This window comes from Lysobacter sp. DMC104 (assembly GCF_056313665.1).
Genome location: NZ_JBQUZW010000010.1, coordinates 36,958 through 62,433 on the forward strand (window position 1 = coordinate 36,958; position 25,476 = coordinate 62,433).

26 protein-coding genes are annotated in these 25,476 nt (G+C 69.3%); 14 read left to right on the forward strand and 12 right to left on the reverse strand.

The window, feature by feature from the left end:
* Nucleotides 1–136: 136 nt before the first annotated feature.
* Entirely contained in the window at nucleotides 137–1,105 is a 969-nt protein-coding gene (locus tag ACT53R_RS13420; protein WP_476172397.1) for a helix-turn-helix transcriptional regulator, read from the forward strand.
* A 15-nt stretch (nucleotides 1,106–1,120) separates the two neighbouring features.
* Here the strand turns inward: ACT53R_RS13420 and ACT53R_RS13425 are convergent, their stop codons facing one another.
* From ACT53R_RS13425 to ACT53R_RS13435, 3 genes are read right to left on the reverse strand one after another with little or no spacing between them, the layout of a single operon-like run.
* Complete coding sequence (locus ACT53R_RS13425; protein ID WP_476172398.1) at nucleotides 1,121–1,489, reverse strand: hypothetical protein; 369 nt, start codon at nucleotides 1,487–1,489, stop codon at nucleotides 1,121–1,123.
* A gap of 20 nt (nucleotides 1,490–1,509) precedes the next feature.
* Entirely contained in the window at nucleotides 1,510–2,133 is a 624-nt protein-coding gene (locus tag ACT53R_RS13430) for a DUF6940 family protein (protein ID WP_476172399.1), read from the reverse strand.
* Complete coding sequence (locus tag ACT53R_RS13435) at nucleotides 2,130–2,489, reverse strand: hypothetical protein (RefSeq protein ID WP_476172400.1); 360 nt, start codon at nucleotides 2,487–2,489, stop codon at nucleotides 2,130–2,132. The genes ACT53R_RS13430 and ACT53R_RS13435 overlap by 4 nt, the downstream gene beginning before the upstream one ends.
* 133 nt (nucleotides 2,490–2,622) lie before the next feature.
* Here ACT53R_RS13435 and ACT53R_RS13440 point away from each other — a divergent pair, with 133 nt between their 5' ends.
* The 3 genes from ACT53R_RS13440 to ACT53R_RS13450 all read left to right on the forward strand — a co-directional run bounded on the left by ACT53R_RS13440 (nucleotide 2,623) and on the right by ACT53R_RS13450 (nucleotide 7,129).
* Complete coding sequence (locus tag ACT53R_RS13440) at nucleotides 2,623–2,928, forward strand: hypothetical protein (protein ID WP_476172401.1); 306 nt, start codon at nucleotides 2,623–2,625, stop codon at nucleotides 2,926–2,928.
* A gap of 399 nt (nucleotides 2,929–3,327) precedes the next feature.
* Nucleotides 3,328–5,361: a prolyl oligopeptidase family serine peptidase gene (locus ACT53R_RS13445; protein WP_476172543.1), complete on the forward strand. Its 2,034-nt coding sequence runs from the start codon at nucleotides 3,328–3,330 to the stop codon at nucleotides 5,359–5,361.
* 187 nt (nucleotides 5,362–5,548) lie between these two features.
* Nucleotides 5,549–7,129, forward strand: a complete 1,581-nt coding sequence (locus ACT53R_RS13450) for an XVIPCD domain-containing protein (RefSeq protein WP_476172402.1) — start codon at nucleotides 5,549–5,551, stop codon at nucleotides 7,127–7,129.
* Nucleotides 7,130–7,308: 179 nt separating this feature from the next.
* On the opposite strand, the gene ACT53R_RS13455 is transcribed toward ACT53R_RS13450, so the two are convergent.
* Together ACT53R_RS13455 and ACT53R_RS13460 are read right to left on the reverse strand one after the other, a co-directional pair.
* Nucleotides 7,309–7,836: a DUF924 family protein gene (locus ACT53R_RS13455; RefSeq protein WP_476172403.1), complete on the reverse strand. Its 528-nt coding sequence runs from the start codon at nucleotides 7,834–7,836 to the stop codon at nucleotides 7,309–7,311.
* A gap of 143 nt (nucleotides 7,837–7,979) precedes the next feature.
* A complete protein-coding gene (locus ACT53R_RS13460; RefSeq protein WP_476172404.1) occupies nucleotides 7,980–8,756 on the reverse strand; it encodes an AMP nucleosidase in 777 nt (258 codons plus the stop codon).
* 206 nt (nucleotides 8,757–8,962) lie between these two features.
* Between ACT53R_RS13460 and ACT53R_RS13465 the strand changes: the two genes are divergently transcribed.
* The 7 genes from ACT53R_RS13465 to ACT53R_RS13495 all read left to right on the forward strand — a co-directional run bounded on the left by ACT53R_RS13465 (nucleotide 8,963) and on the right by ACT53R_RS13495 (nucleotide 15,297).
* Nucleotides 8,963–10,432, forward strand: coding sequence for an amidohydrolase (locus tag ACT53R_RS13465; RefSeq protein WP_476172405.1), 1,470 nt, complete (start codon nucleotides 8,963–8,965; stop codon nucleotides 10,430–10,432).
* Complete coding sequence (locus ACT53R_RS13470; protein ID WP_476172406.1) at nucleotides 10,429–11,754, forward strand: amidohydrolase family protein; 1,326 nt, start codon at nucleotides 10,429–10,431, stop codon at nucleotides 11,752–11,754. Before ACT53R_RS13465 ends, ACT53R_RS13470 begins: the two co-directional genes overlap by 4 nt.
* 5 nt (nucleotides 11,755–11,759) lie before the next feature.
* A complete protein-coding gene (locus ACT53R_RS13475; RefSeq protein WP_476172407.1) occupies nucleotides 11,760–12,449 on the forward strand; it encodes a hypothetical protein in 690 nt (229 codons plus the stop codon).
* Between the two features lie 30 nt (nucleotides 12,450–12,479).
* Entirely contained in the window at nucleotides 12,480–13,106 is a 627-nt protein-coding gene (locus tag ACT53R_RS13480) for a DsbA family protein (protein WP_476172408.1), read from the forward strand.
* 133 nt (nucleotides 13,107–13,239) lie between these two features.
* Nucleotides 13,240–14,184: a DegV family protein gene (locus ACT53R_RS13485; protein WP_476172409.1), complete on the forward strand. Its 945-nt coding sequence runs from the start codon at nucleotides 13,240–13,242 to the stop codon at nucleotides 14,182–14,184.
* Between the two features lie 79 nt (nucleotides 14,185–14,263).
* On the forward strand, nucleotides 14,264–14,605 hold the full coding sequence (locus ACT53R_RS13490; protein WP_476172410.1) for a hypothetical protein: 342 nt from the start codon (nucleotides 14,264–14,266) through the stop codon (nucleotides 14,603–14,605).
* On the forward strand, nucleotides 14,602–15,297 hold the full coding sequence (locus tag ACT53R_RS13495) for a Dph6-related ATP pyrophosphatase (protein ID WP_476172411.1): 696 nt from the start codon (nucleotides 14,602–14,604) through the stop codon (nucleotides 15,295–15,297). The genes ACT53R_RS13490 and ACT53R_RS13495 overlap by 4 nt, the downstream gene beginning before the upstream one ends.
* Before the next feature lie 94 nt (nucleotides 15,298–15,391).
* Here ACT53R_RS13495 and fghA read toward each other — a convergent pair whose 3' ends face one another.
* The 3 genes from fghA to frmR all read right to left on the reverse strand — a co-directional run bounded on the left by fghA (nucleotide 15,392) and on the right by frmR (nucleotide 17,710).
* Nucleotides 15,392–16,228 (reverse strand): S-formylglutathione hydrolase, encoded by an 837-nt coding sequence (gene fghA / locus ACT53R_RS13500; RefSeq protein ID WP_476172544.1) that lies wholly within the window; start codon nucleotides 16,226–16,228, stop codon nucleotides 15,392–15,394.
* A gap of 76 nt (nucleotides 16,229–16,304) precedes the next feature.
* Complete coding sequence (locus tag ACT53R_RS13505; RefSeq protein WP_476172412.1) at nucleotides 16,305–17,414, reverse strand: S-(hydroxymethyl)glutathione dehydrogenase/class III alcohol dehydrogenase; 1,110 nt, start codon at nucleotides 17,412–17,414, stop codon at nucleotides 16,305–16,307.
* A 20-nt stretch (nucleotides 17,415–17,434) separates the two neighbouring features.
* On the reverse strand, nucleotides 17,435–17,710 hold the full coding sequence (gene frmR / locus ACT53R_RS13510; RefSeq protein ID WP_476172413.1) for a formaldehyde-responsive transcriptional repressor FrmR: 276 nt from the start codon (nucleotides 17,708–17,710) through the stop codon (nucleotides 17,435–17,437).
* Between the two features lie 159 nt (nucleotides 17,711–17,869).
* Between frmR and ACT53R_RS13515 the strand changes: the two genes are divergently transcribed.
* From ACT53R_RS13515 to ACT53R_RS13525, 3 genes are all read left to right on the forward strand, one after another.
* Entirely contained in the window at nucleotides 17,870–18,277 is a 408-nt protein-coding gene (locus ACT53R_RS13515; RefSeq protein ID WP_476172414.1) for a hypothetical protein, read from the forward strand.
* Between the two features lie 152 nt (nucleotides 18,278–18,429).
* Complete coding sequence (locus tag ACT53R_RS13520) at nucleotides 18,430–18,891, forward strand: DUF4879 domain-containing protein (protein WP_476172415.1); 462 nt, start codon at nucleotides 18,430–18,432, stop codon at nucleotides 18,889–18,891.
* 361 nt (nucleotides 18,892–19,252) lie between these two features.
* Nucleotides 19,253–19,696, forward strand: coding sequence for a DUF4879 domain-containing protein (locus ACT53R_RS13525; RefSeq protein ID WP_476172416.1), 444 nt, complete (start codon nucleotides 19,253–19,255; stop codon nucleotides 19,694–19,696).
* Nucleotides 19,697–19,763: 67 nt separating this feature from the next.
* On the opposite strand, the gene ACT53R_RS13530 is transcribed toward ACT53R_RS13525, so the two are convergent.
* The 4 genes from ACT53R_RS13530 to ACT53R_RS13545 form a co-directional block, all read right to left on the reverse strand.
* Nucleotides 19,764–20,162, reverse strand: a complete 399-nt coding sequence (locus ACT53R_RS13530) for a hypothetical protein (RefSeq protein WP_476172417.1) — start codon at nucleotides 20,160–20,162, stop codon at nucleotides 19,764–19,766.
* On the reverse strand, nucleotides 20,152–21,123 hold the full coding sequence (locus tag ACT53R_RS13535) for a CapA family protein (RefSeq protein ID WP_476172418.1): 972 nt from the start codon (nucleotides 21,121–21,123) through the stop codon (nucleotides 20,152–20,154). The genes ACT53R_RS13530 and ACT53R_RS13535 overlap by 11 nt, the downstream gene beginning before the upstream one ends.
* A gap of 97 nt (nucleotides 21,124–21,220) precedes the next feature.
* Nucleotides 21,221–23,920, reverse strand: a complete 2,700-nt coding sequence (gene ppc / locus ACT53R_RS13540; RefSeq protein ID WP_476172419.1) for a phosphoenolpyruvate carboxylase — start codon at nucleotides 23,918–23,920, stop codon at nucleotides 21,221–21,223.
* 107 nt (nucleotides 23,921–24,027) lie between these two features.
* Complete coding sequence (locus ACT53R_RS13545) at nucleotides 24,028–25,404, reverse strand: glutamate--cysteine ligase (protein ID WP_476172420.1); 1,377 nt, start codon at nucleotides 25,402–25,404, stop codon at nucleotides 24,028–24,030.
* Between the last annotated feature and the right edge of the window lie 72 nt (nucleotides 25,405–25,476).

Below are 25,476 nucleotides of genomic sequence, written 5' to 3' on the forward strand. Positions count from 1 at the left end.
CGCGGCTGTCCACCGCGGTGGTCCGCTGCAACTGCCCGCCGCCACCGTCGCAGCCTGCGCGACGCCGGCCCGGTACGCTGTGCGGCCATCGCCGGCCGCATGGCCCGGCGTCCCCTCATCGGAGATAATTCGTCGCATGGACCGTTACGAACGCATTCTCTCGCTGCACCGCATCCTCAAGAGCGCGCGCTACCCGGTGACGGTCAAGCGGCTGCAGGACGAGCTGGAATGCTCGCGCGCCACCGCCTACCGCGACCTGGCCTTCCTCCGTGACGCGCTGATGGCGCCGATCGTGGGCGACGGCGAGGCCGGCTTTCGCTACGACCCCAAGGAAGGCGAGCGCTTCGAGCTGCCGGGCCTGTGGCTGAACTCCGAGGAGCTGCACGCGCTGCTCGCCGCGCAGCAGTTGCTCGGCCGCACCGGCGGCGGCGTGCTGTCGTCGGCGCTGGCGCCGCTGCAGCAGCGCATCGAGAAGCTGCTGGAGGAACACGCGCCCGGCAAGCGCTGGCCGGTCGAGCGCGTGCGCGTCATCCCGCACCGCACCCGCAACATGGACGAGCAGGTGTTCCGCATCGTCTGTTCCGCGGTGCTGGAGCGCAAGCAGCTGAGCTTCGAATACCGCGCCCGTTCCACCGACGAGAAGACCCGCCGCACGGTGTCGCCGCAGCGCGTCACCCATTACCGCGGCAACTGGTACCTCGACGCGTTCGACCACGACCGCGACGCACAGCGCAGCTTCTCGGTGGATCGCATCATGGGCGCGCGCATCCAGGACACGCCCGCACGCGACGTGCCCGAGGACGAGCTCAACGCCCACCTCGCCGGCAGCTACGGCATCTTCTCCGGCGCGCCCAAGGGCTGGGCGACGATCGTCTTCAATCAGAAGATCGCGCGCTGGGTGGCCGACGAGCACTGGCACTCGCAGCAGCAGGACCGCGTCCTGTCCGATGGCCGCTTCGAGCGCAAGGTGCCCTACAGCGCCCCGCGCGAACTGCTGATGGACATCCTGCACTACGGCCCGGATGCCGAGATCGTCGAACCGCCGGTGCTGCGCGAGCAGATGAAGTCGATGCTGCAGCTGGCGGTGAGCAACTACGAGAAGTGAGGCGCGGCGTCGGCGTCAGCCGACGCCGTGGAACCTCACGCGGACGAAGCGTCGCGTCGCCGGATCGTAGACGGCGACGAAGATGCAGGTGCCGCCATCGGAGGCGACCCACCACTGCCTCGATGCGTCATCCGGCAGCGGGTGGCAGGACGCCGCGACGAGTACCTGCCTGCGCCCCTGCTCGACCACGCCCTGGAACTGGAAGCTGTATTGGGCCCAGGGCTGCATCGGGTGCTGCGTGCGCGCGGATTCGGCTTCCGCCGCGGCGCGCAGCCCGCCGCCCACCTCGCGCATGACCTCGGGCGACGGCTGCCAGTCGCCGCCGGGCACCTGGATCCAGCTGCCGACGGCGATCGCGAACATCGTGAGCCAGGCGAAGGACATGGGCGGGGTTCCTCGAAGGGTCAGGGCGACTGCGGCGACACGGTCGCGTAGGCGCGGTGGCGATAGTATTTCGGCGTCGGATCGATCCGCACGTGCAGCCAGGGCACGCCGGCGCCGGCGGTGCTCAGCCAGAGCGGCCGCGATGACAGCCGTTGCGTGACGGCGTCCGCGACGCAACGCCACAGTGCATCGATCTGCTTCGCCGGTGCGCCGCGAAGGAAGGCCGCGAAATGCGGGTACACCGTGTCGTCGGTAATGCCGCGCGGCACGATCAGCGTCGACGTGCCGGTCAGGTTCGGGATTTCGGCGACGCGCGTGTCGGGATCGGCCGCAGCGAAATGCGCGGCGAACGCGCGCGGATCGGGGTTGCGCACGAGAGGCGGGTCATCGATCAGCACGTACTCGAACGGGCGATCGATCGTGGCGGTCGACAGTGCCGGCGTTTCCCAGCGGAAGGCCTGGAATGGCGCGGCTGCGAGCCGTTGTGTCAGCCAAATGCGGAAACCGCCGTCGCTGGCGAGCAGCGACAGCACATCGGAATTGCGTAGCGGTCCCGCGGGTGTCGACAGCGTGACATGCAGTCCGCGACCGTTCGGCAGCGCGCTCTCGCGGAACGTCCACGGCGCGCCTGCGGCTTCGCTCAAGGCGCGAAACTCAGCTCGTACGACGCATGGAACGGCTTGCCGGTCGCGACCGGGAGGCGGGCGACGGACAGTTCGCGGTCCATGCACACGGCGTAGGGCGTTTCGTTGTTGCGCCAGGTGCGATCGGTGGTGCCGTCGGCGGCGACGTGAACCACCACGATGAACGCCGGGTACTCGCGGCGGGCGGGGCCGCAGGTCGCCATCGCGGTTTCAAGTGCCTGCCGCTGCGCGTCGACGAGCGCGCTCGCGTCGCGCGGGGCGAGCACGTCCTCGTAGCGGTCGGCCGCGGCCTTGGCTTCGTCGAAGGACAGGTCCAGCGCCGACACCTGGGCGGCCAGCAGCAGGGCGAGCAACATGCGGGATCTCCGTTCGGACGCGGGGCGGGGCGGGGCGATGATCGCACGAAGCGGCGGGCGGGCCGTCGCAGCCCCTGAGACCCCTGCGGCCAAGACTGGTTCCGGACCTTTCCCGCAGCCCCGGAGCGCCGTCATGTCGCATCGCCACGAACCCGCCCCTGCCCGGACGTTGTCCTCGCTCGAACAGACCCTGGCCGGCGCGCTGGCGCTGGGGCTGGTGGCGATGCTGTCCTTCCCGGCTGCCCGCTCGGCCGACGGCACCGTCGGCTGGCTGCCGTTCTGGCTGGTCGCGCTGCCGGCCAGCGGCTGGTTCACCGCGCGCTGGCTGCGCCGCCGCGAGGCGATCGTATGGGCGGCGCGTCCGCTGGCCTCCGTGCATGCGTTCGCGGCGCGGCGAGTGCCGCCCCGCACGGCAACGGCGCTGCGTCGCGCGGCCTGAGCTGCCACGCCCGGGCGGTCGCAGGGTCCGGTCGGCGCCATCGACCGGAACGTCGATCGACGACACCTTCGATGCCCGTTTCCGGGCGTTCCGCAAACCGGACGTCCGGCACGGCGGAGGCGGCGGTGCTCTGTGCTAGCGTGACGGCCCCGCCGCACGTTGCCACGGACTTTCCCCATGTCCTCGTCTCCGCCCGTCCGTTTCGCCGCCGGCCTCGCGCTGGGCTGCGCCGCCGTCCTGATCGCTGCCGCGCCGGCCATCGATGCCCGCGCCGCCGCCGCGACACCTGCCGCCGCCAAGCTGCCGTCCGCCAAGCCCGCCTCCCCGAAACCGGCGTCCGCCAGGCCCGCCGCCGCCAAGCCCGCCACCGCCAGGTCCGCCACCGCCAGGTCCGCCGCCATGTCCGAACCCGCTCCCGCCGATCCCTACCTCTGGCTCGAAGGCGTCGAGGACGCCAAGGCGCTGGACTGGGTGCGCGAGCACAACGCGAAGGCCGAGGTGGAGATCACCGCGGCGGCCGCGTTCCAGCCGCTGGAGAACGACCTGCGCGCCATCCTCGACTCGAACGCGCGCATCCCGACGGTCGAGAAGCACGGCACGTACTACTACAACTTCTGGCGCGACAAGGACCACCCGCGCGGCCTGTGGCGGCGCACCACGCTGATCGAATACCGCAAGGAAGCGCCACAGTGGGAGACCGTGCTCGATCTCGACGCACTGGGCGCGGCCGAGAAGGAAAGCTGGGTCTGGCACGGCGTCGAATGCCTGCGGCCGCAGTTCGAGCGCTGCCTGATCTCGCTCTCGCGCGGCGGCGCCGACGCCGACGTCACCCGCGAGTTCGACCTCACCACCAAGACCTGGGTCGAAGGTGGCTTCATGCGCCCCGAGGCCAAGGGCGGCCTGCAGTGGATCGACCAGGACACCGTCTACGTCTACACCGATTTCGGCGACGGCTCGATGACGAAATCCGGTTACCCGCGCGTGGTCAAGGAGTGGAAGCGCGGCACACCGATGGAATCCGCGAAGGTCGTGTACGAGGGCAAGCCCGAGGACATGTACATCGCCGCCTTCCACGACCAGACGCCCGGCTTCCAGCGCGATTTCGTCTCGCGCACCATCGCCTTCTACAACGACGAGCTGTACCTGCGCGGCAAGGACGGCAAGCTGGTCAAGATCGACCTGCCGAACTCCGCCAGCAAGGCGGTGAGCAACCAGTGGCTGAGCGTCGAGCTGCGCGAGCCGTGGACGCTCAACGGCCGCACCTACGAGGCCGGCTCGCTGCTGGTCATCGACTTCGACAAGTTCATGGCCGGCAACCGCGACTTCGACGTCGCCTTCACCCCGGACGACCACACCTCGCTGTCGGGCTTCACCTGGACCAAGCGCCATCTCGTGCTGACCCTGCTCGACGACGTGAAGAGCAAGATCCGCGTCATGACCCCGCTCGGCGAAGGCGGCTGGCGCCAGGCCGTGCTGAGCGGTGCGCCGTCGGTGGGCACGGTCAGCGTGAGCGCGGTCGATCCCGATGAAAGCGACGCGCTGTGGATGACCAGCAGCGACTTCCTCACCCCGACCACGCTGTCGCTGGTGGAGATCGGCCAGGCGCCGGAGAAGCTGAAGGCGATGCCGCGTTTCTTCGAGTCCGACGGCCTGATGACCGAGCAGCACTTCGCGACCTCGAAGGACGGCACCAAGGTCCCGTACTTCATCGTGCGTCCGAAGGACATGCCAATGAACGGCACCACGCCGACGCTGCTGTGGGGCTACGGCGGCTTCGAGGTGTCGTACACCGCGTCGTACAACCCGATGGCCGGCCGCGGCTGGCTGCAGCAGGGCGGCGTGTACGTGCTCGCCAACATCCGCGGTGGCGGCGAATACGGCCCGCGCTGGCACCAGGCCGCGATGAAGGCCGATCGCCACAAGGCCTATGAAGACTTCGCCGCGGTCGCGCAGGATCTGTTCGACCGCAAGATCACCTCGCCCGAGCACCTCGGCGCGCAGGGCGGCAGCAACGGCGGCCTGCTGATGGGCAACATGATCACCCAGTACCCGCAGCTGTTCGGTGCGGTGGTCTGCCAGGTGCCGCTGCTCGACATGAAGCGTTACAGCCACCTGCTGGCCGGCGCTTCGTGGATGGCCGAGTACGGCGATCCCGACACCAAGGACTGGACGTTCATCCAGACCTTCTCGCCGTACCACCTGCTGAAGGATGGCGTGAAGTACCCGCCGGTGCTGTTCACCACCTCCACCCGCGACGACCGCGTCCACCCCGGCCACGCCCGCAAGATGATGGCGAAGATGGAAGCGATGGGCGCCAACGTCCGCTACTACGAGAACATCGAAGGCGGCCATGGCGGCGCGGCGAACAATGCCCAGGAAGCGCACATGCGCGCGCTGGCCTACACCTTCCTCTGGCAGCAGTTGAAGAAGTAAGGCGGGCGCCCGGGCCCGTCCTGGCCCGACGTCGCCGCATTTCACGTTGCGATGTACATCGAACGACAACGCCGGGGCGGCCACGGGCCGCCCCGCGCCAGGCATGAACGACCCGGCGCGGAGGATTGCGCCGCATGGCCGGGACGCTGCCGGGCCATGACCGCCACCGACGGAAGGAGGGAACCCCATGAAACAGGACACCAGCCAGAGCACGCAGTCCGGCAACCGCCTCGTCGAGGAAGAGCTCGGCAGCGGCAAGAAGGTCAAGCTCGCCTACTGGGAGCACGAGCGGCCGACCGAACACGGCAGCCGCCTGCAGGACACGTCGTGGAACCAGCACAAGGGACGCGGCGACCTGAGCTTCTACGAATCGACCATCCAGTACATGCGCAACGACTGGGCGGCGAAGCACATGTCCCCGGAGCATGTCAGCGACGGCAAGGGCTGGCACGGCATGCTGTACTACAGCGGCGTCACCAAGACCTGGCACACCAACGACGCGCTGGACATCGACCACGCCACGCAGTGGAAGCCGCACCTGCAATCGCTCGGCGTCGACAACATGGCCGATGCGATGAAGGGCTACAACGACGTGTCCAACCTGCGCATGCTGCCGTCGGTCTACAACCGGTCGCGCGACAGCGCCGACAAGATCCTCTCGACGGACGGGCCGCAGTCGGAGAAATGGCAGCAGTGGGTCAACAGTCGTTTCAACTTCGACCACACCGTGCAGCACGAGTCGTTCGATCCGGAAAAGGACAACGCGCGACGTACCAAGACCACGACCGGACAGTCGTGGACGGATGAGCACACCCGCTCCGACCTGTCCTTCGACAAGCGCGTGATGGAGAAGTGGTACAACTCCGAACTGGAAAAGAACTTCGCCACCACGGTGCAGCTGAAGAACCCGGATGGCAGTGGCGTGTCCACCGTGCCGCTCTTCAAGTGTGCGGCCACCGGCCAGCTGGTGACCCGCGACGCGCTCGACATCGACCATGCCATCCCGTTCGAGCAGGTCCTCAAGAAGATGCACGAGATCTCGCCGAACGGGTTCAGCAAGGCCGATGCGCTTGATGCCTACAACGACACCAGCAACCTGCGCCTGGTCAGCCGCAGCGCCAACAGTTCGCACGAATGGGAGCTGATGCCGGACGGCTTCTACCGCGACAAGGTCGACAAGGAGATCCCCGGCGAATTCAAGAAGTTCATCGTCGAGGACGGCGGGCTGGACAAGAACACCAAGCAGCGGGTCAGCGAGGTGATGGGCGAACTGCGCGACATCCAGCGCTTCCAGATGGAGCAGTACTGGCTGAAGGAGCGCAATCCGCAGCCGCAGACCAGCACGCCGCCGCCGCAGGACCCGTCCACCCGCGCGCCGCTGCTCAACGAATCGGGCCACCCGCACAACCAGGCCTTCAAGTGGATGGTCGGCGAGATCGGCAAGCTCGACCCGAACAACCAGATCTTCAAGACGCCGGACGAACGCGAGCGCATGGCGTCCGCGCTCATGGTCATGGCGGCGCATCACAAACTGCCCGCGGTCGACACCGTGAGCTGGAGCAAGGACGGCACGTCGGTCTTCGTCGGCAGCGGCGATCCGATCCACGGCAAGTTCGCGTGGCTGGGCAACGGCGAAGGCGTGTCGCAGACCGTCGAGCGCAACACCCAGTCGCTCGCGATGGCGCTGCAGCCGTCGCCGACGATGTCGCAGGGCCAGACGCAAGGGCAGACCCAGGGCCAGACACCGCATCATCCGCACCAGTTCTGATCGCGGCGCGTCCGCGCGATCGCTGAAGAAGATCGAAGTCGTGCCGTATTGCATCGCGACGTGCATCGATCAGGAGCACCGAGGGCAGCCATCGGCTGCCCTCGGTGCTCCTGCGTTCTGCCCGCTGATCGACGTCGTTCCGCGGTCATCCCTCGCTGCGCCCGGGATGACAGAAACGCTCAGAACCCGCCGCCCGCGTCCAGCCACGCCTGTTCCTCCAGTGTGCTGATGCGGCCCAGCGCGCGGTTGCGGTGCGGGAAGCGGCCGAAGCGGCGGATCACGTCGCGGTGGGCTTCGGCGTACTTGAGGTAGTTCGCGTCGCCCATCGCTTCGCACAGCGCGACGCAGCGATCCTGGTCGGCGAGGTCTTCGGCATGCTCGAACGGCAGGTAGAAGAACACGCGCAGCGCGGGATCGACGCGATGGTCGTGGCCCGCGTCGATCGCATGCGTCGCGTACGCGCGAGCCAGCGGGTCGGTGGCGAACGCGTGTCCGCTGTCGCGGAACACGTTGCGCGGCACCTGGTCGAGCAGCAGCACCAGCACAAGTGCGCCGTCGGCGTCGTCGAGCAGCGCCTCGTGCTCGCGACGCGCGGCGGCGAAATGCGCGTCGAGGAACCGGTCGCGCAATGCGTCGTCGAACGAGGCGTCCTTCGCGAACCATTTCGACGGGCCGGCGTTTCGCCAGAATTCCACGATGTCGATCATGCCGTGCCTCCCGAGATGACGTCGTAGGGTGGGCCCTGGCCCACCATTTCGACCTTTCCGATACCGGAACGATGATCGAAGCGGCTTCGATCATTGTGCGACGGGACGGTCGCGTCGCAATGGCGGGCCAGGGCCCGCCCTACTCACTCGTCGAACCGCAGATGCCGCACCGACTTGCCGTGCCGGCGGATCAGCTTCAGCGCTTCGATGCCGATGGTGATGTGGCGTTCGACGTATTCGGCGCTGACCTTGGCGTCGCTGGCTTCGGTCTTCACGCCTTCGGGGATCATCGGCTGGTCGCTGACCAGCAGCAGCGCGCCGCAGGGGATGCGGTTGGCGAAGCCGGCGGCGAAGACGGTGGCGGTCTCCATGTCGATCGCCATGCAGCGCATCGCGCGCAGGCGGTCCTTGAAGGCGTCGTCGTGTTCCCAGACGCGGCGGTTGGTGGTGTAGACGGTGCCGGTCCAGTAGTCGTGGTCGAGGTCGCGGATCATGGTCGACACCGCGCGCTGCAGGGCGAACGCGGGCAGCGCGGGCACTTCCGGCGGCAGGTAGTCGTTGCTGGTGCCGTCGCCGCGGATCGCGGCGATGGGCAGGATCAGGTCGCCCAGCTGGTTCTTGCGCTTGAGGCCGCCGCACTTGCCGAGGAACAGCACGGCGTCGGGCGACACGGCGGACAGGAGGTCCATCAGGGTGGCGGCGTTGGGGCTGCCCATGCCGAAGTTGATCATGGTGATGCCGTCGGCGGTGGCGCTGGGCATCGGGCGGTCGCGGCCGACGACTTCGGCGCCGGTCATGCGTGCGAACAGGTCGAGGTAGCCGCCGAAATTGGTGAGCAGGATGTGCTGGCCGAAGCCGTCCAGCGGAACGCCGGTGTAGCGTGGCAGCCAGTTCTCGACGATGTCTTGCTTGGTCTTCATTCTTGTTCTTCTCCGGTGATGCGATGCGTCGTGCGAATGCGCCTGCCCGCCATCCGCGCGCACCGCGGGAGGCGGGCACGGGCGTCGGTCGGGAAGGGCGGACCCCATTGTGTCACGCACCATGACCTTGGTCATGGTTGGCAGCCCGGGGCGTGCCGGCTAGGGTGGGCCGGTCCGTCAGTCCGCACGCCCGGGGGCGCTTCCGCATGCAGTTCCGAACCTTCCTCGCCGCGCTCGCGGCGACCGTGCTGCCGGCGCTCGCGCTGGCGCCGGCTCATGCCGCCGACGGTGCTGCCGTCAGGCCGGTGTCCCGCTTCGTGCAGGACCCGTATCCGAGTACCTACCATCGGCTGCCGTCGCCGCCGGTGCTGATCCAGGGCGCGACCGTGCTCACCGGCACGGGCACGCGCCTGGACGGCGCCGACGTGCTGATGCAGGACGGCAGGATCGTCGCCGTCGGGCCGCAGCTGGAGGCCCCGGCCGACGCCATCCGCGTCGACGGTCGCGGCAAGTGGGTGACGCCGGGCCTGATCGACGTCCACTCGCACCTGGGCGTGTATCCCAGCCCCGGGGTGAAGGCGCATTCCGACGGCAACGAGGCGACGTCGCCGACCACGCCGAACGTGTGGGCCGAGCATTCGATCTGGCCGCAGGACCCGGGCTTCCTCACCGCGATGGCCGGCGGCGTGACCGCGATGCAGGTCCTGCCGGGCTCGGCGAACCTGATCGGCGGCCGCGGCGTCACGCTCAAGAACGTGCCGTCCACGACCTACCAGGGCATGAAGTTCCCCGGCGCGCCGTGGGGCCTGAAGATGGCCTGCGGCGAGAACCCCAAGCGCGTCTACGGCGAGCGCGGCGGTCCGTCCACGCGCATGGCCAACGTGGCCGGCTACCGTGCGGCGTTCATCGACGCCAGCGAATACCTGCGCAAGAACCGGCCGAAATCCGCGCCGGCACCGCAGCCGCAGAAGCGGCACTGGTGGCAGGGCCGCACGGCGTCGACCGACGGCCGCGACAGCAGCAATGACAGCGGCGGCAAGCGCGACCTGAAGATGGACACGCTGGCCGGCGCGATCAACGGCGACATCCTGGTGCACATCCACTGCTACCGCGCCGACGAAATGGCGACGATGATCGACCTCGCGAAGGAATTCGGCTTCAGGATCAGCGCGTTCCACCACGGCGCCGAGGCCTACAAGATCGCCGACCGCCTCGCCGCCGAGAACATCTGCGGCGCGCTGTGGGCCGACTGGTGGGGCTTCAAGATGGAATCGTTCGACGGCATCCAGGAGAACATCCTCATGGTCGACCGGGTGAAGAACGGCTGCGCGATCGTGCATTCGGATTCGGAGGAAGGTATCCAGCGCCTCAATCAGGAAGCCGCGAAGGTGATGGCGCAGGGCGCGCGCATCGGCATCCCGATTCCACCCGAACGCGCAGTGCGCTGGATCACCGCGAACCCGGCGAAGGCGCTGGGCATCCTCGACCGGACCGGCACGCTGGAGCCGGGCAAGATGGCCGACGTGGTGGTGTGGAACGGCACGCCGTTCAGCGTGTATGCCAAGGCCGAGCAGGTCTATGTCGACGGCGCCCGCGTGTACGACCGCCACGACCCGTCGCGGCAGCCGAAGTCCGACTTCATGCTGGGCCAGAGCGTGCAGGGAGGTGTGCGATGAGCCGCCGTCACGCCACGCACTCTTCGCTGCGCCGCTCTCTGCTGGCGCTGGGCCTGTCGCTGCTGGTGGCGCCGACGTTCGCGCAAAACCCCGGATCAAGTCCGGGGCAGGCTTTCCTGATCCACGACGCCAAGGTCTACACCGCCGGCGCGCAAGGCACGCTCGACCACGCCGACGTACTGGTGCGCAATGGCAACATCGCCGCGATCGGCAAGGACCTGTCCGCGCCCGGCGTGCCGGTGGTCGAAGCCGGCGGCCGTCCGCTGACGCCGGCGCTGTTCGGCGGCATCTCCGCGATGGGGCTGGAGGAAATCTCGCTCGGCGACGACACCAACGACCACGCGCTCGCGCTGGGTGGCAAGGACATGACGGTGCGGCCGGAGTTCGACGTGACCCTGGCCTACAACCCGGACTCGATCCTCGTCCCGGTCGCGCGGGTGGAAGGCATCGGCTTCACGATGCTGCGCGCCGACAGCGTGCGCGGCGGGTCGATCGTCGGTGGCCAGGGCGGCATGGTCCGCCTGGATGGCAGCCCGGACCCGATCGGTCCGCGTGCGCTGTTCCTGCAATTGGGCAGCGAGGGCGCCGGACTGACCGGCAACTCGCGCGCGGCGCAGTGGATGATCCTCGACCAGCTGGTCGACGAGGCCCGCGGCCGCATCGGGCCCGATGCCAACAGTGCGCTGCTCACGCCGGCCGGCCGGCGCACGCTGGCGCGCTATCTCGACGGCGGCGGCCGCGTGGTGGTGGCGGTGCATCGCGCCGCCGACATCCGCCAGCTGGTGCGCTGGTCGCAGCGCCAGAACGTGCGCATCGCCGTGCTCGGCGGCGTCGAGGCGTGGAAGGTCGCGCCGCTGCTGGCGTCGGCGAAGGTGCCGGTGTTCCTCGATCCGCTGGCGGACCTGCCGGCCGACTTCGACCAGATCGGCGCCACGCTGGAGAACGCCGCGCGCCTGCAGGCTGCCGGCGTGCCGGTGAGCTTCAGCCGCTTCGACGACCCGTCGCACTACGCCCGCAAGATCCGCCAGGCAGCCGGCAACGCCGTCGCCAACGGCCTGCCGTGGGAAGCCGCGCTGGAAGGCCTGACCCGCATCCCGGCCGAGACCTTCGGCGTGGGCGACCGCCTGGGCACGATCGCGGTCGGCAAGCGCGCCGACTTGGTGCTGTGGACCGGCGATCCGCTGGAAGTCAGCACCACCGCGGTGCAGACGTGGTTCGACGGCCGCGCCATCCCGATGACCAGCCGCCAGACCGAACTGCGCGACCGCTACCTGCACGCGCCCGGCGACCTGCCGCGCGCCTATCCGGCCGGCGCGGAGTGACGACCGTGCTGGGCCTCGCGCTCGCCGCCGCGCTCGCCGCCGCCCCTGCGCTGCAATTGCCGGGGCAGTTCCACGGCGACGAAACCGTCGCCCGCGACGGCGAGCGCTGGCTGGCGCTGGTCGCGGACGGCGGCGGCGCCCACCTGCGCGCCGTGCGCGTTCGGGTGAAGCCGACGCACGATGCCGTGCTCGACGCCGACGACGGTCCAGCCACCGGTCGGATCGTCGAGAGCGTCGCGGGGCCGGGTGCGGTCGTCGCCTACGTCCGCGGCCCGGGCCTGCGCGCGCGCGCGGTGGCCCGGGCGATCGCGACCGAACTGCCCGTCGTGGACGGCCTGGGCGGGTCGCGGCTGCGGCTCGGCGACCGCGAGTACACGCTGACGACCCGGTGCACGCCCGCCGCGGCGATCACCGACGGCTATCGCTGCACGATCGAGCTTGCGCAAGGTGACCGCCGCCAGACGCTCGCCGGGATGGCCGGCACGCGCGAGCAGGACGGCAGCCTCCTGCTCGGCGACGAGGCCTCGCCGTCGCTGCTGTTCGCCGGCGATCTCGACGGCGACGGCGCGCTCGACCTGCTGTACGACGTCATCGATCATTACAACGTCTCGGCGCCGACGCTGTTCCTCTCCGGCGCCGCCGGTGACGGCGAACTGGTGCATGCCGTCGCCGCGCAGCGCACCACCGGCTGCTGAGCCGGCTTGCCTCCCAATTCGGAAAACGCCATGACCGACGCCAATCGCTGGTACTTCGATTTCATCTCGCCGTTCGCGTACCTGCAGTGGCCGAAGGTGCGCGCACTGATGGCCGAGCATGCGATTGTGCCGGTGCCGATCCTGCTGGCGGCGGTGCTCGACGCGCGCGGTCAGAAGGGACCCGCGGAGATCCCGACCAAGCGCGAATTCACCTATCGCCACGTGCTGTGGCAGGCGCGCGAGGCCGGCGTGCCGCTGCGCTTCCCGCCGCGGCATCCGTTCAACCCGCTGCCCGCGCTGCGGTTGTGCATCGCAGCAGGCGCATCGACGGCATCGATCGATGCGCTGTTCGACTGGATCTGGGTGCAGGGCAACGCGGCCGACAGCGCCGAAGCGCTGGAGCCCGTGCGCGAGGCGCTGGGCCTGCCCGCCGGCATCGCCGACGCGGCGGAGGTCAAGGCGATGCTGCGCCACTGTACCGAGATCGCCGTCACGTCCGGCGTCTTCGGTGTGCCCACGCTGGCACTTGGCAACGCCCTGTTCTGGGGCAATGATGCCCATGCGTTCGCAGTCGCGGTCCTGCATGAGCCGGCCCTGCTGGACGAGGCCGAAATGCGCAGGGTCGCCGGACTGCCCGTCGGGGTGCAGCGCGGCTGAACAGGGGCGGCCGCTCGGCATCGCCGAGTGCGTTGTGGGGAAGAGCGTCGTCGCGATTCCGTTCCATGACGGGGATCGCACGATGCCTGCCTGCCTCGCTGTTATCGTCGCGCCCCCTCCGGAAGCCGCCATCATGCGCATCGGTCTTGTCGTTGATTCGGCATGTGACCTGCCACGGAGCTTCATCGAACGGAATCACGTCGAAATCCTCCCGATCACGGTCAAGATCGGGGACGCGGTGCTCGCCGACCACCGCAATGAGCAAGCCACGCTCGAGTTCCTGCATTCCCACGTCGCCGAGCGCGGCGCGGAAGCCGAGACCATGCCGTTCTCGGTGGAGCAGATCCGCGACGTGTTCCTGCAGAAACTGGTCATCGATTACGACTACGTCTTCTGCCTCACCGTCACCCGCAACCGCAGTCCGATCCACGACAACGCGGTGCAGGCGAGTTTCGTCATCCTCAACGACTACAAGCCGATGCGGACCGCCGCCGGGCACACGTCGCCGTTCGCGCTGCGCGTGATCGACACGCAGTCGCTGTTCGCCGGCCAGGGCGTGACCGCGGTGGAGGCGATGCGGATGATCCGCGAAGGCGAGGGCGTGGCGAAGATCCGCGCGCGCCTGGATCATCTCGCCATCCACACGCACGCGTACATGGTGCCGCGCGACCTGATGTACCTGCGCTCGCGCACCCGCGCCAAGGGCGACAAGAGCGTCAGCCTGTTCAGTGCCACGCTGGGGTCCGCGCTCGACATCAAGCCGGTGCTGCATTGCAACCGTGGCGAGACCGAACCGGTCGCGAAGATCCGCAGTTGGGACGCGGCGGTGCGGCGGCTGTTCGGGTTCACGGTCGAGCGCGTGCGCGCGGGGCTGATGGCGCCGACGGTCTGCCTGAGCTACGGCGGCGATCTCGAGGAGATGCGCGTGCTGCCCGGTTACGCCTCGCTGATCGACGCCTGCCGCGATGCGGGCGTGGAAGTCTACGAGAGCGTGATGAGCCTCACCGGCATGGTGAACGTCGGCAAGGGTTCGCTGGTCGTGGGTTTCGCATCGGAGCCGCACGTCTTCACTGCGTGATGCACGGTCGCGGCGATCCTCACGGCGGTCGTCGCGATCGCTGCGTTATGCTGGCCCTCTCTCACGGGAGCGGGCCCGCATGCGCAATCGTTACTACCTGAGCATTCCCGATGTCGGCGCGCTCGCGTCCGCCGGTGAGTTCGCGTTCCGCGCGCGTGGCGCCGAGGGCATCGCCGCCGAGTTGCAGGCCGCGCTGCGCGGCGACGATCTGTTCCGGCGCTGGGCCGCGACGTTGGGCGATCCGGATGATGTCGATGCCGGGCTCGGCGTCACCGATCCCGACGCCGTCGTCACTGGCGCGCAGAAGGATCTGCATCTCGATCTGGTCGCGACCACCGATCTGCCCGGCAGCGTGCTGAAGCACCGGTTGCGCCTGCTCGCCGGATTCGGCTGGCAGCTGCGGGACGTCACTTCGGCATGACCCGCCCGCTGCTGCTGTCCTGGAGCGGAGGCAAGGACGCGGCGTGGGCGCTGCACGTGCTGCGGCAGCGCGACGACGTGACCGTGGTCGGTCTCGTCACCACGCTCACCGAAGGCTACGACCGCATCGCGATGCAGGGCATCCGCCGCGCGCTGCTGCAGGCGCAGGCCGAGGCCTGCGGCCTGCCGGTGATCGAAGCGTGGATGCCGCAGCGCGCGAGCAACGAGATCTACCGTGCCACGTTCGCCGATGCGCTCGTGCGCGCGCAGGTGCGCTGGCCCGGAGTGCGCGACATCGCGTTCGGCGATCTGTTCCTCGCCGACATTCGCGGCTATCGCGAAGCGCTGTGCAGCGAGCTGGGCTGGACGCCGCATTTCCCGATCTTCGACGCCGCGCCCGGGCACACCGCGCGCGTGGCGCAGGCGATGCTCGACGCCGGCCTGCGCGCGTCGCTGACCTGCGTCGACACCACGCAGCTCGACGGCGAGTTCAGCGGTCGCGATTTCGATGCCGCGCTGCTGCGCGCGCTGCCGGCGACCTGCGATCCCTGCGGCGAGCGCGGCGAATTCCACACGCTGGTCCATGCCGGGCCGATGTTCGCCGCACCGATCGACGTCGTGCGCGGCGAAAGCATCGTGCGCGAGGACCGCTTCGCCTACACCGATTTCCTGCCGGCCGACACGGCCCGGTAGAGCGGCCTTCAGGCCGCTGCTTTTGCCTTTGACGGACGATCGGAAAGCAGCGGCCTGAAGGCCGCTCTACCGAGGCATCGAATGCGGGCGAAGCTCAGCGCGTGCGGCTGAGCTGGCGCATGTGGAAGATGAAGTGCTCGCCGATGAAGCTGGCGATGAAGTAGTAGCTGTGGTCGTAGCCCGGGCGCAGGCGCAGGTCCAGCGGATGGTCGACCGCGTCGCAGGCTTCCAGCAGCCGGTGCGGCTGCAACTGCGTGTCGAGGAATTCGTCGTCGCCGCCCTGGTCGATCAGCAGCGGCAGGCGTTCCTGCGCGGTGGCGACGAGTTCGCACGCATCCCACGCCTTCCACGCCTCGCGATCTTCGCCGAGGTACGCAGCGAAGGCCTTCTGTCCCCACGGCACCTGCGATGGCGCCACGATCGGCGAGAACGCCGACACGCTCTGGTAGCGCCCGGGATTGCGCAGCGCCGTGACCAGCGCGCCATGGCCGCCCATCGAGTGCCCACTGATGGCACGGGCCCCGTTGTTCGGGAAATGCGCGTCCACCCATGCCGGCAGCTCGTTCGCGATGTAGTGCTGCATGCGGTAGTGCGACGACCATGGCGACTGCGTGGCGTCGACGTAGAAGCCCGCGCCCTTGCCGAGGTCGTAGCCGTCGGCATCGGGCACGTCGTCGCCGCGCGGGCTGGTGTCCGGCGCGACCACGATCACGCCGTGGTCGGCCGCGTAACGCTGCGCGCCGGCCTTGGTGATGAAGTTCTGTTCCGTGCAGGTCAGGCCCGACAGCCAGTACAGCACCGGGCAGCGTCGCTGCTCGGCCTGCGGCGGCAGGTACACCGCCACCTGCATCGCGCACTCCAGCGCGTCGGAATGGTGGCGGTAGACGTCCTGCCAGCCGCTGAAACAGGCGCGATGTTCGATGCGTTCCAGACTCAAGCGGACTCTCCGGTGGTGCCGTGCGGAGCGACGGAGGGACGCGCGCCGCGCGGCCCCCCGCCGCGAAAGGTCAGTAATGGATCACCGTGCGGATCGACTTGCCTTCGTGCATCAGGTCGAAAGCCTCGTTGATCCGGTCGAGCGGCAGGGTGTGGGTCACGAACGGGTCGAGGTCAATCTCGCCCCGCATCGCCTGTTCCACCATCCCCGGCAACTGCGAACGCCCCTTCACACCCCCGAACGCAGTTCCCTTCCAGGTCCGGCCAGTCACCAGCTGGAACGGGCGGGTCGAGATCTCCTGCCCGGCGCCGGCCACGCCGATGATCACCGACTGGCCCCAGCCGCGATGGGCGCATTCCAGCGCCGCGCGCATCACGTTGACGTTGCCGATGCACTCGAAGCTGTGGTCCACGCCCCAGCCGGTCATCTCGACGATCACCTGCTGGATCGGCTTGTCGTGGTCCTTCGGGTTGACGCAGTCGGTGGCGCCCATCTGCTGCGCCAATGGGAACTTCGACGGATTGGTGTCGATGGCGATGATGCGGCCGGCCTGCGCCTGGCGCGCGCCCTGGATCACCGCCAGCCCGATGCCGCCGAGACCGAACACCGCCACGCTGTCGCCGGCCTGCACCTTCGCGGTGTTGTGCACCGCACCGATGCCGGTGGTCACGCCGCAGCCGAGCAGGCAGACGTGCTCGTGGTTCGCTTCGGGATTGATTTTCGCGAGCGACACCTCGGCGACGACCGTGTACTCGCTGAAGGTCGAGCAGCCCATGTAGTGGTACACCGGCTGGCCCTCGTACGAGAAGCGCGAGGTGCCGTCGGGCATCACGCCCTTGCCTTGCGTGGCGCGCACCGACACGCACAGGTTGGTCTTGCCGCTCTTGCAGAACAGGCATTCGCCGCACTCGGCGGTGTACAGCGGGATCACGTGGTCGCCGGGCTTCACGCTGGTGACGCCTTCGCCGACCTCGACCACCACGCCCGCGCCTTCGTGGCCCAGCACGCAGGGGAACAAGCCTTCCGGATCGTCGCCGCTCAGCGTGAAGGCGTCGGTGTGGCAGACGCCGGTATGGGTGATCTTCACCAGCACTTCGCCCTTCTGCGGCGGGGCGACGTCGATCTCGACGATCTTGAGCGGTTGTCCGGGACCGAAGGCGACGGCGGCGCGGGATTTCATGGCGGGCTCCTGGGGTTGGGTCATTTCAGATAGGAACGGACCAGCGCGATGGTCTGCTGGACGCTGCGTTCTTTCGCCGCGCTGCGGGCGGCGACGTCGCCGAACTCCTCGCGCAGGTGGCCTTCGAGGACTTCGGCCATCAGCCCGTTCACCGCGCCGCGGATCGCCGCCAGCTGCTGCAGCACCGCGCCGCAGTCGCTGCCGGCCTCGATCGCGCGCGACAGCGCCTCCGCCTGCCCCTGGATGCGGCGCAGGCGGGCGAGGGCTTTCTTCTTCTCGGCGGGGCTGTGGGGCATAGTGGGGGGGAGTATACGGATTCCCGGGGCCGCGTCCATCGCGGGTGTCCATGGCGATACCCGCGAGGCACTGCCGCGCGACCGGGGCGATCCGCGCTTGTCGCGCAGGATCGCCGGTGCGCACGCTCCGCGCATCGATCCGATCGGAGGAGACATGCCATGGCGATGGGCGGCGATGCATTGGGCCTGCTGTACTTCGGCGTCATCAAGTTCGCGGGTTACACCGCGATGGCGGCCGTGCTGCGGCGCCACTATCCCGGATCGACGGCCGCGTCCTGGCGCGTCGGGCTGGTCAGGACCCTCATCGGTCTGGTGGCGGGCATGGGCGTGATGCTGCTGGCGGAGCCGTTGCAGGTGATCCCCGCGTCGATCGGGTTCTATGTGCTGCTGCTGCCGGTCCGGCTCGGCGAGTGGTTGCTGCTGCTGGAACGGTTCCACGAACGGCCCGAATGGCGATGGAAGCGCGCGCTCGGCTGGGCATCGATCGGTTACGTGTGGTCCTGCCTGCTCGACGTGCCCGCGCTGACCGCGCTTTTCCTGCTGCCGGGCGGCATCTGGATCTGCTGAGCGCGCAAGCGGCGCGGCATCCCCCATCTGCGGGATGACCTCCGCAGGCGCGGACTGCGACGCTGCGCGCTGGTCCCCCGGACCCGGCGGTGCGAGCGATTCGTTCGACGCGTCTGCCCGTGCAGTATCCACACGACTCAAGGAGGGTTTCCATGAAGAAGCACGCCATCAAGAAGCACGCAATGCTGGCCCTGGCCGGTCTCGCGATGATGACCGCCGCCACCGTCGCGGCCGCGCCCGCGCCGCCGCTGTCGTACGTCCAGATCCGCTACGTCGGTTCGTCGAACCAGGGCTGGGAGCCGATCGCCGACAGCCAGTTCTCGACCACGCTGGATCATGGCGGCGCCCAGCTGCGCGTGCTCACGGTGGAAGTCGGCTACGGCACCGTCCGCATCGCGAAGATCAACGGCGTGACGCTGCCGTCCACGGCGAACTACCAGACCATCGCCTTCTGCGGCAACAACTTCCTGACCCCGTGCAGCCCCGGCCAGACCATCGTCGGCTACTCGCGCTACTGGAACGTCGACGGCTATCAGGGCGGCACGTTCTCCTACCAGACCACGTCGATCAACTCGCCGTTCAACACGATGAGCGACACGCTCAACATCCTCTGATGCGCCGCGCACGGGGCGTCGATCGCGCCGCGGTCGCGTCCCGTGTCCCGTGCCGGACGTCGACGCATCGAAGCCGGCAATCGCATCCGCCCGATTGTTCGCTGGCGATGATCGATTCGCAGGCGTCGCGCTTCGCGATGAAGCTGCAGCGGACGCGTGGCGATCAAGGCTCGACCTGGCGGCTTCGTCTCACTTCCATCGTTCCGTTCGCCGAATGGTGGCCGGCATCGTGCCGGTTGCCTTGACGACCCGTGCGCAACTTGCGACGCTGCCGGCCGGCCCCGCTGGGGCCAAGCGCAAGGGAATGCGCTGTGTGCTGTTCGCTTGCGCGCGACAACCACCCACTTCAAGGAAGATCGTCATGAAGAAAGCAATGCTCGCCCTGGCCGCCGTCGCCCTGATGTCCGCCGCCACCGTCGCGGCCGCGCCTGCCCCGGCGTTGTCGTACCTCCAGGTCCGCTACGTCGGTTCGTCGAACATCGGCTGGGAGCCCATCCCCGCCAGCCAGTTCTCCACCCTGCAGGACCACGGCGGCGCCCAGCTGCGCGTGCTCACGGTCGAAGTCGGCTACGGCACCAACGGCATCGCCAAGATCAACGGCAGCACCCTGCCGTCCAGTGCCAATTACTACACGATGCCGTTCTGCGGCAACGACTTCCTGACGCCGTGCACCGCCGGCCAGACGATCGTCGGCTACACCCGCTACTGGAACATCGACGGTTACCAGGGCGGCACGTTCTACTACCAGAGCACGTCGATCAACTCGCCGTGGAACACGATGAGCGACACGCTCAACATCCTCTGATGTGCTGCGCACGGGGCGTCGGCCGCGCTGCGGTCGCGTCCCGTGTCTCCCGCGTCGCGTCGATGCCTCAGGGCAAGCGCTCGCACCAGTACTGCAGTTCGCTGCCCTTGGTGGGCTCGTAGACGAAATTCAGGCCGGTGAAGCCGTAGAGCGAGCTGCCGGCGATGAACGGCGGCCGGTGCTTGGCCTGGTGGATCGGCACCGCATCGCCGGTGACGACGCCGGACACGTAGAGATTGATCGCGGCGTCGCGTTCGGGCGCGGCCACGTAGACCGCACGGAATTCGAAATAGCGGCCGATCTTCTGTCCCGCCACGCGATACGGCGTGGTTGTGGGCGCGGCGTCGACGGTGAAATCCTCGCCACCGTAGACGATGTGGCAACGCACGCTGTCGGCATGCGCGAGCGGCGCGCAGGCGAGCAGCAGCGTCGCGCCAAGTGCGGGCAGCAGGCGATCACGGCCCATGGCACAGCCTCGGTTGCGTGTCGCCGCGTTTGCCGCAGGGGCTTTCGGCGACGGGATCTGGATGCGGCACGCCGTCGTCGTCCAGCCGCACCACGCGCGTGCGCCATGCGGCCACGCCGTGCGCGTCCAGCGTCGCCTCCAGCGTCCAGCCGGTGCGCGTGGCCTCGGTGTCGAAGCCGTTGAACAGGAAATTGCCGAGGCTGTAGACGATCGGCTTGCCGCCGTGAATGTCCGCGCCCTGCGTCACGTGCGGGTGCGCGCCGACGACCATGTCCGCGCCGGCGTCGAGCATCGCCCGGGCGAACGCGCGCTGGCGGGCGCTGGGCGTGCCTTCCTCTTCCCAGCCCCAGTGCAGGAACGGGATCACGAGGTCGGCGTGGTACTGCGTGCGCGCCGCGGCGATGTCCGCGAGCACCTGCTCGTCCTCGCCGCTCCACGCGACGCCGGGGCGGCCGACGCCAGCCTCGAACGACCGCGGCTTGAACTCGACGTAGCCGAGGAACGCGATGCGCAGGCCGTTGCGCTCGACGATCCATGGCCGATGCGCGGCTTCGAGATCATCGCCGCCGCCGAACCAGGGCATGCCGGCCCGGCGCATCAACGCCAGTTGTTCGGCGAACGCGGCATCACCGAAATCGCCGGAATGGTTGTTCGCGACGGTGAAGCCGTCGAAGTGCCGCGCCAGCACCGGCAGCGTGCGCGGATCGGCGCGGAAGGTGTAGGGCTTGTCCAGCGCGGTGCCGCCGGTGGCGACCACGCATTCGAGATTGCCCACGCGCAGGTCCGCGCGCTTGAGCCAGTCGGCCGTCGGCGCGAACGGGTCGACGCCGCGGGCGATGAGTTCGCCCGGCGTCTCCGCGACCATGATGTCGCCGACGAAGGCGATCTCGACGCGGCGCTCCGCGGCATGCGTCACGGAGGCGAGGGCGAGGCAGAGCAGGGCGGCGGCGGGTCGGCGCATCGCCGGAGTCTCGCATCCGGCCATGCCCGGCGAACATGTGTCGAAGGTTCGGTAGGGATTCCGCCCCTCGGCGCGTGCTCTCCCTGGTGGTGTTCTCTCAGCCGGTGTTCTGGATGCCCGCGGCGATGCCGTTGATCGTCGTCACCAGCGCTTCCAGCAGCGGGCCTTCCTCACGCCCGGCCTCGCGCCAGCGGCGCAGGAGTTCCACCTGCAGCAGGCTGATCGGATCGACGTAGGGGTTGCGCAGGCGGATCGACAGGCGCAGGCGATAGTCGTCTTCCAGCAGCTGCGGGCGATCGCGCAGCGCGAGCAGGGTGTCGACGGTGCGCTCGAACTCCTCGGCGATGCCGGGGAAGAACGCATCGTGCTGGTCGCCGGCGAGGCGCGAATAGCGCTCGAAGATGGCGAGATCGGACTTCGCCAGCAGCATCTCGAGGTCGTCCAGCATCGCCGCGAAGAACGGCCAGTCGCGCGCCATGTCGGCCAGCGCCTCGCGGCCGTGCGTCTCGATGCCGCGGGCGAGCGCGGTGCCGACGCCGTACCAGCCGGTCAGGCCGCTGCGGTTCTGCGACCACGCGAACACCCACGGGATCGCGCGCAGCGCCTCGATGCCGCCCTCGCGCCGCTTCGATGGCCGCGAGCCCAGGCGCAGGCGTTCGATCACGTCGATCGGCGTCGCCGCGCGGAAGTACGCCGGGAAATCGTCGCGCTCGTGCACCAGCGCGCGGTAGTGCGCGCGTGAGACCTGCGCGAGCTCGGCCGCGATCGCGCGCCAGCGGTCCTCGCGCGGCTCGGGCGGACGCGGGCGCAGGCTGGCGCGCAGCACCGCGCCGGTCGCCTGTTCGAGGTTGCGCAGCGCCAGCGCGCGGATGCCGTACTTGCGGTGGATCACCTCGCCCTGCTCGGTCACGCGCAACACGCCGTCGACCGTGCCGCGCGGCGCGGCGATGATCGCGCGCTCGGTCTTGCCGCCGCCGCGGCTGACCGAGCCGCCACGGCCGTGGAAGAACACGATGCGCACGCCGGCCTGCTGCGAGAGTTCCAGCAGTTCGACCTGCGTGCGTTGCAGCGACCAGCGCGACGCGAGCAGACCGCCGTCCTTCGCGCTGTCGGAATAGCCGAGCATCACCGTCTGCTGTCCGCCGCGGGCGTCGAGATGGCGGCGGTACACCGGATCATCGAACAGCGCGCGCATCACCTCGGGCGCGGCGCGCAGATCGTCGATGGTCTCGAACAGCGGCGCGACGTCGAGCGGCACCTGGTCGTCTTCGACGCAGCCGGCGACGCGCGCCAGTGCCAGCACTGCCAATGCGTCGGCGGCGCTGCGGCTCATGCTGATGATGTACGGCCCGAACGCATGCGCGCCGTGGCTGCCGCGCAGCTCGCGCACCGCGCGCATGACGGCGAGCGTCGATTGCGCGCCGGCTGCGCCTGCGTTGGCGGCGGTCGTATCGTCGATCAGCGCGTGCAGGCGGTCGACGCGCTCGGTGACGGGACGTGCAGACCAGGCATCGTCGTGCAGCAGCGCCGCCAGCGCGGCGTCGTGCGTGCCGGAATCCTGGCGCAGGTCGAGCGTGGCGAGGTGGAAGCCGAAGGTGCGCACGCGCCACAGCACGCGCTGCAGCGCGAAGCGGCCGGCGTGCTCGCCGCGATGATGGCGCAGGCTGGCGTCGATGGCCTGGAGATCGGCGATGAGTTCGTCCGCGCCCGCATAGCCGCCATGTCCGCCCGACTGCGTCGCGGCCAGCCGCCCACGCATGAGGTTGATCAGCTGCCGGTACGGCATGTCGGTGAGCCGCGGGCTGAGCCGCGCCGCGACCTCGGGCAACAGCGCCGTGTATTCGGCGATGCGCGCCTCGATCGCGTCGTCCACGCCGATGCGGCCGCGGCTCTGGGTCAGGATCTCGCCCAGCGCGTGCAGGTCGTTGCGGTAGTTGTTGAGCACGCTCGTGCGCTGCGCCGCCAGCGCTGCGCGGATGGTGTCGGCGCCGACGTTCGGATTGCCGTCCATGTCGCCGCCGACCCACGTGCCGAAGCGCAGCAGCGGCGGCAGATCGATGCTCTCGCCGTACACGGTCTCGACCGCTTCGGCGAAGGCTTCGTAGAACACCGGCAGCGCGCGGAACAGCACCGAATGCAGGTAGAACCCGATGTGGTCGACCTCGTCCGACACCGTGGGCCGCTGCGGCGGCGCGTCGGCGGTCTGCCAGGTCGCGGTCAGCGCCTGGCGGATGCGCGCGGTGTCCGCGCCGCGTTCGGCCGGCGTGCGCTGGCGGTCGATGTCGGCGATCAGGCGCTCGACGATCGTGCGCTCCTTGAGCAGCAGCGCCCGGCGCATCGCCTCGGTCGGATGCGCAGTGAACACCGGCTCGATCCGCAGTCGCGGCAACAGCGCCTTCAACTCGTCGAGCGTCACGCCGTCATCGCGCAGCGACGCCAGCACCGCCGTGAGTCCACCCGGCTGCGGATCGTCGGTACGGCGCTGGTAATCGCGGCGGCGGCGGATGCGGTGTACGCGCTCGGCCAGGTTGACCGCGCCGAAGTAGGCGGTGAACGCGCGGACCAGCGCCGCGGCGTCTTCCAGCGGCACCGCGGCGAGCCGATCGGCCAGTTCGTCGATGCCCTCGCCGCGCTCGCGGCGGGCGATCGCGGCGCGGCGCACCGATTCGACTTGTTCCAGCAGTTCGGCCGACACCTGCTCGGCCAGCATCTCGCCGACCATGGCACCCAGCCGCCGCACGTCGTCGCGCAGCAGGGTGTCGGTCCCGGCGAATTCGAGAGTCTCGCGGACGCGCATCGTGGGGCTCGCAGTGGGGGTGCGAACCTCCGAGGGTACACAAACCCGGGCATCCCCGGCGATGTATTCGTGTGCAGGTGTCGGGTGTCCTGCCGGCGACGCCGCCCTTAGTACGCGAACTCGCGGAACACGCGATCGATGTCGCCGCCCCAGGCGTCGCGGTAGAGGGCGAGCTTGCGGTCGGCGGCGGTTTCGCCGGATTCGGCGATGGCGGCGATCGGGTCGAGGTAGCGGGCTTCGTCGGTGCCGTTCGCGTCGAGGCGGGCGCGGCGGCGCAGGCCTTCGGCGGCGATCTTCACCGCTTCGCGGGCGAGGTCGCGGGCGGTGCCGTTGCGGAAGGGCAGGGCGAGCGCGTGCTTCGGCACGCCGTCGCGCAGGGCATGGCGTTCGGCGAGCGTGAAGTCCTTCACGAGGTCCCACGCGGCATCGAGCGCGGTTTCGTCGTACAGCAGGCCGACCCAGAACGCCGGCAGCGCGCACAGGCGATCGAGCGGGCCGCTGTCGGCGCCGCGCATCTCGAGGTACTTCTTCAGCCGCACCTCGGGGAAGGCGGTGGTCATGTGGTCGGACCAGTCACGCAGCGTCGGCAGCGCGCCGGGCAGCGCGGGCAGCTTGCCGGCGAGGAAGTCGCGGAAGCTCTGGCCGCTGGCGTCGACGTATTCGCCGTTGCGGTACGAGAAGTACATCGGCACGTCGAGCAGGTAGTCGACGTAGCGCTCGTAACCGAAGCCGTCCTCGAACACGAAGTCGAGCATGCCGGTGCGGCCGGCGTCGGTGTCGGTCCAGATGTGCGAACGGTAGCTGCGGTAGCCGTTCGGCTTGCCTTCGGTGAACGGCGAATCGGCGAACAGCGCGGTCGCGATCGGCTGCAGCGCGAGCGACACGCGGAACTTCTTCGCCATGTCCGCTTCGCTGGCGTAATCGAGGTTGACCTGCACCGTGCAGGTGCGGGTCATCATGTCGAGACCGAGGCTGCCGACCTTCGGCATGTAGGCGCGCATGATCTTGTAGCGGCCCTTCGGCATCCACGGCATCTCGTCGCGGCGCCATTTCGGCTGGAAGCCCATGCCGAGGAAGCCCAGGCCCATCGGTTCGGCGACGGCCTTCACTTCGTCGAGGTGGGTCGCGATCTCGTCGTGCGTCTGGTGGATGGTCTCCAGCGGCGCGCCGGAGAGCTCGAGCTGGCCGGCCGGTTCCAGCGTGACCGATGCACTGTCGCGGGTCAGCGCGATGGTGCGGCCGTGTTCCGGCGCGGGCGTCCAGCCGAAGCGGGTCATGCCGTCGAGCAGCGCCTCGATGCCGCGATCGCCGTCGAAGGTCGGGGCGCGCAGGTCGTCGGTGCGGAAGCCGAACTTTTCGTGCTCGGTGCCGATGCGCCAGTCGGCCCTGGGTTTCTCGCCGGAGGCGAGGGTCGCCACCAGTTGGTCGCGGTCGGTGACGGGCGTATCGGCGACGTGGCTGGGACTGGACATCGGGGCTTCCATGAGGGGGACCGGCAACGGAGGCGGCAGTGCGGCCGGCCGTTGCGCGGCGATGACGGTTGGGCGAAATGGGGG

What these genes read in the sequence shown, in the direction of transcription:
- ACT53R_RS13420 (WP_476172397.1), top strand. Translation starts at nt 137, where the DNA reads ATGGACCGTTACGAACGCATTCTCTCGCTGCACCGCATCCTCAAGAGC.
- ACT53R_RS13425 (WP_476172398.1), bottom strand. Translation starts at nt 1,489, where the DNA reads ATGTCCTTCGCCTGGCTCACGATGTTCGCGATCGCCGTCGGCAGCTGG.
- ACT53R_RS13435 (WP_476172400.1), bottom strand. Translation starts at nt 2,489, where the DNA reads ATGTTGCTCGCCCTGCTGCTGGCCGCCCAGGTGTCGGCGCTGGACCTG.
- ACT53R_RS13440 (WP_476172401.1), top strand. Translation starts at nt 2,623, where the DNA reads ATGTCGCATCGCCACGAACCCGCCCCTGCCCGGACGTTGTCCTCGCTC.
- ACT53R_RS13445 (WP_476172543.1), top strand. Translation starts at nt 3,328, where the DNA reads ATGTCCGAACCCGCTCCCGCCGATCCCTACCTCTGGCTCGAAGGCGTC.
- ACT53R_RS13450 (WP_476172402.1), top strand. Translation starts at nt 5,549, where the DNA reads ATGAAACAGGACACCAGCCAGAGCACGCAGTCCGGCAACCGCCTCGTC.
- ACT53R_RS13455 (WP_476172403.1), bottom strand. Translation starts at nt 7,836, where the DNA reads ATGATCGACATCGTGGAATTCTGGCGAAACGCCGGCCCGTCGAAATGG.
- ACT53R_RS13460 (WP_476172404.1), bottom strand. Translation starts at nt 8,756, where the DNA reads ATGAAGACCAAGCAAGACATCGTCGAGAACTGGCTGCCACGCTACACC.
- ACT53R_RS13465 (WP_476172405.1), top strand. Translation starts at nt 8,963, where the DNA reads ATGCAGTTCCGAACCTTCCTCGCCGCGCTCGCGGCGACCGTGCTGCCG.
- ACT53R_RS13470 (WP_476172406.1), top strand. Translation starts at nt 10,429, where the DNA reads ATGAGCCGCCGTCACGCCACGCACTCTTCGCTGCGCCGCTCTCTGCTG.
- ACT53R_RS13480 (WP_476172408.1), top strand. Translation starts at nt 12,480, where the DNA reads ATGACCGACGCCAATCGCTGGTACTTCGATTTCATCTCGCCGTTCGCG.
- ACT53R_RS13485 (WP_476172409.1), top strand. Translation starts at nt 13,240, where the DNA reads ATGCGCATCGGTCTTGTCGTTGATTCGGCATGTGACCTGCCACGGAGC.
- ACT53R_RS13490 (WP_476172410.1), top strand. Translation starts at nt 14,264, where the DNA reads ATGCGCAATCGTTACTACCTGAGCATTCCCGATGTCGGCGCGCTCGCG.
- ACT53R_RS13495 (WP_476172411.1), top strand. Translation starts at nt 14,602, where the DNA reads ATGACCCGCCCGCTGCTGCTGTCCTGGAGCGGAGGCAAGGACGCGGCG.
- ACT53R_RS13505 (WP_476172412.1), bottom strand. Translation starts at nt 17,414, where the DNA reads ATGAAATCCCGCGCCGCCGTCGCCTTCGGTCCCGGACAACCGCTCAAG.
- frmR (WP_476172413.1), bottom strand. Translation starts at nt 17,710, where the DNA reads ATGCCCCACAGCCCCGCCGAGAAGAAGAAAGCCCTCGCCCGCCTGCGC.
- ACT53R_RS13515 (WP_476172414.1), top strand. Translation starts at nt 17,870, where the DNA reads ATGGCGATGGGCGGCGATGCATTGGGCCTGCTGTACTTCGGCGTCATC.
- ACT53R_RS13520 (WP_476172415.1), top strand. Translation starts at nt 18,430, where the DNA reads ATGAAGAAGCACGCCATCAAGAAGCACGCAATGCTGGCCCTGGCCGGT.
- ACT53R_RS13525 (WP_476172416.1), top strand. Translation starts at nt 19,253, where the DNA reads ATGAAGAAAGCAATGCTCGCCCTGGCCGCCGTCGCCCTGATGTCCGCC.
- ACT53R_RS13530 (WP_476172417.1), bottom strand. Translation starts at nt 20,162, where the DNA reads ATGGGCCGTGATCGCCTGCTGCCCGCACTTGGCGCGACGCTGCTGCTC.
- ACT53R_RS13535 (WP_476172418.1), bottom strand. Translation starts at nt 21,123, where the DNA reads ATGCGCCGACCCGCCGCCGCCCTGCTCTGCCTCGCCCTCGCCTCCGTG.
- ppc (WP_476172419.1), bottom strand. Translation starts at nt 23,920, where the DNA reads ATGCGCGTCCGCGAGACTCTCGAATTCGCCGGGACCGACACCCTGCTG.
- ACT53R_RS13545 (WP_476172420.1), bottom strand. Translation starts at nt 25,404, where the DNA reads ATGGAAGCCCCGATGTCCAGTCCCAGCCACGTCGCCGATACGCCCGTC.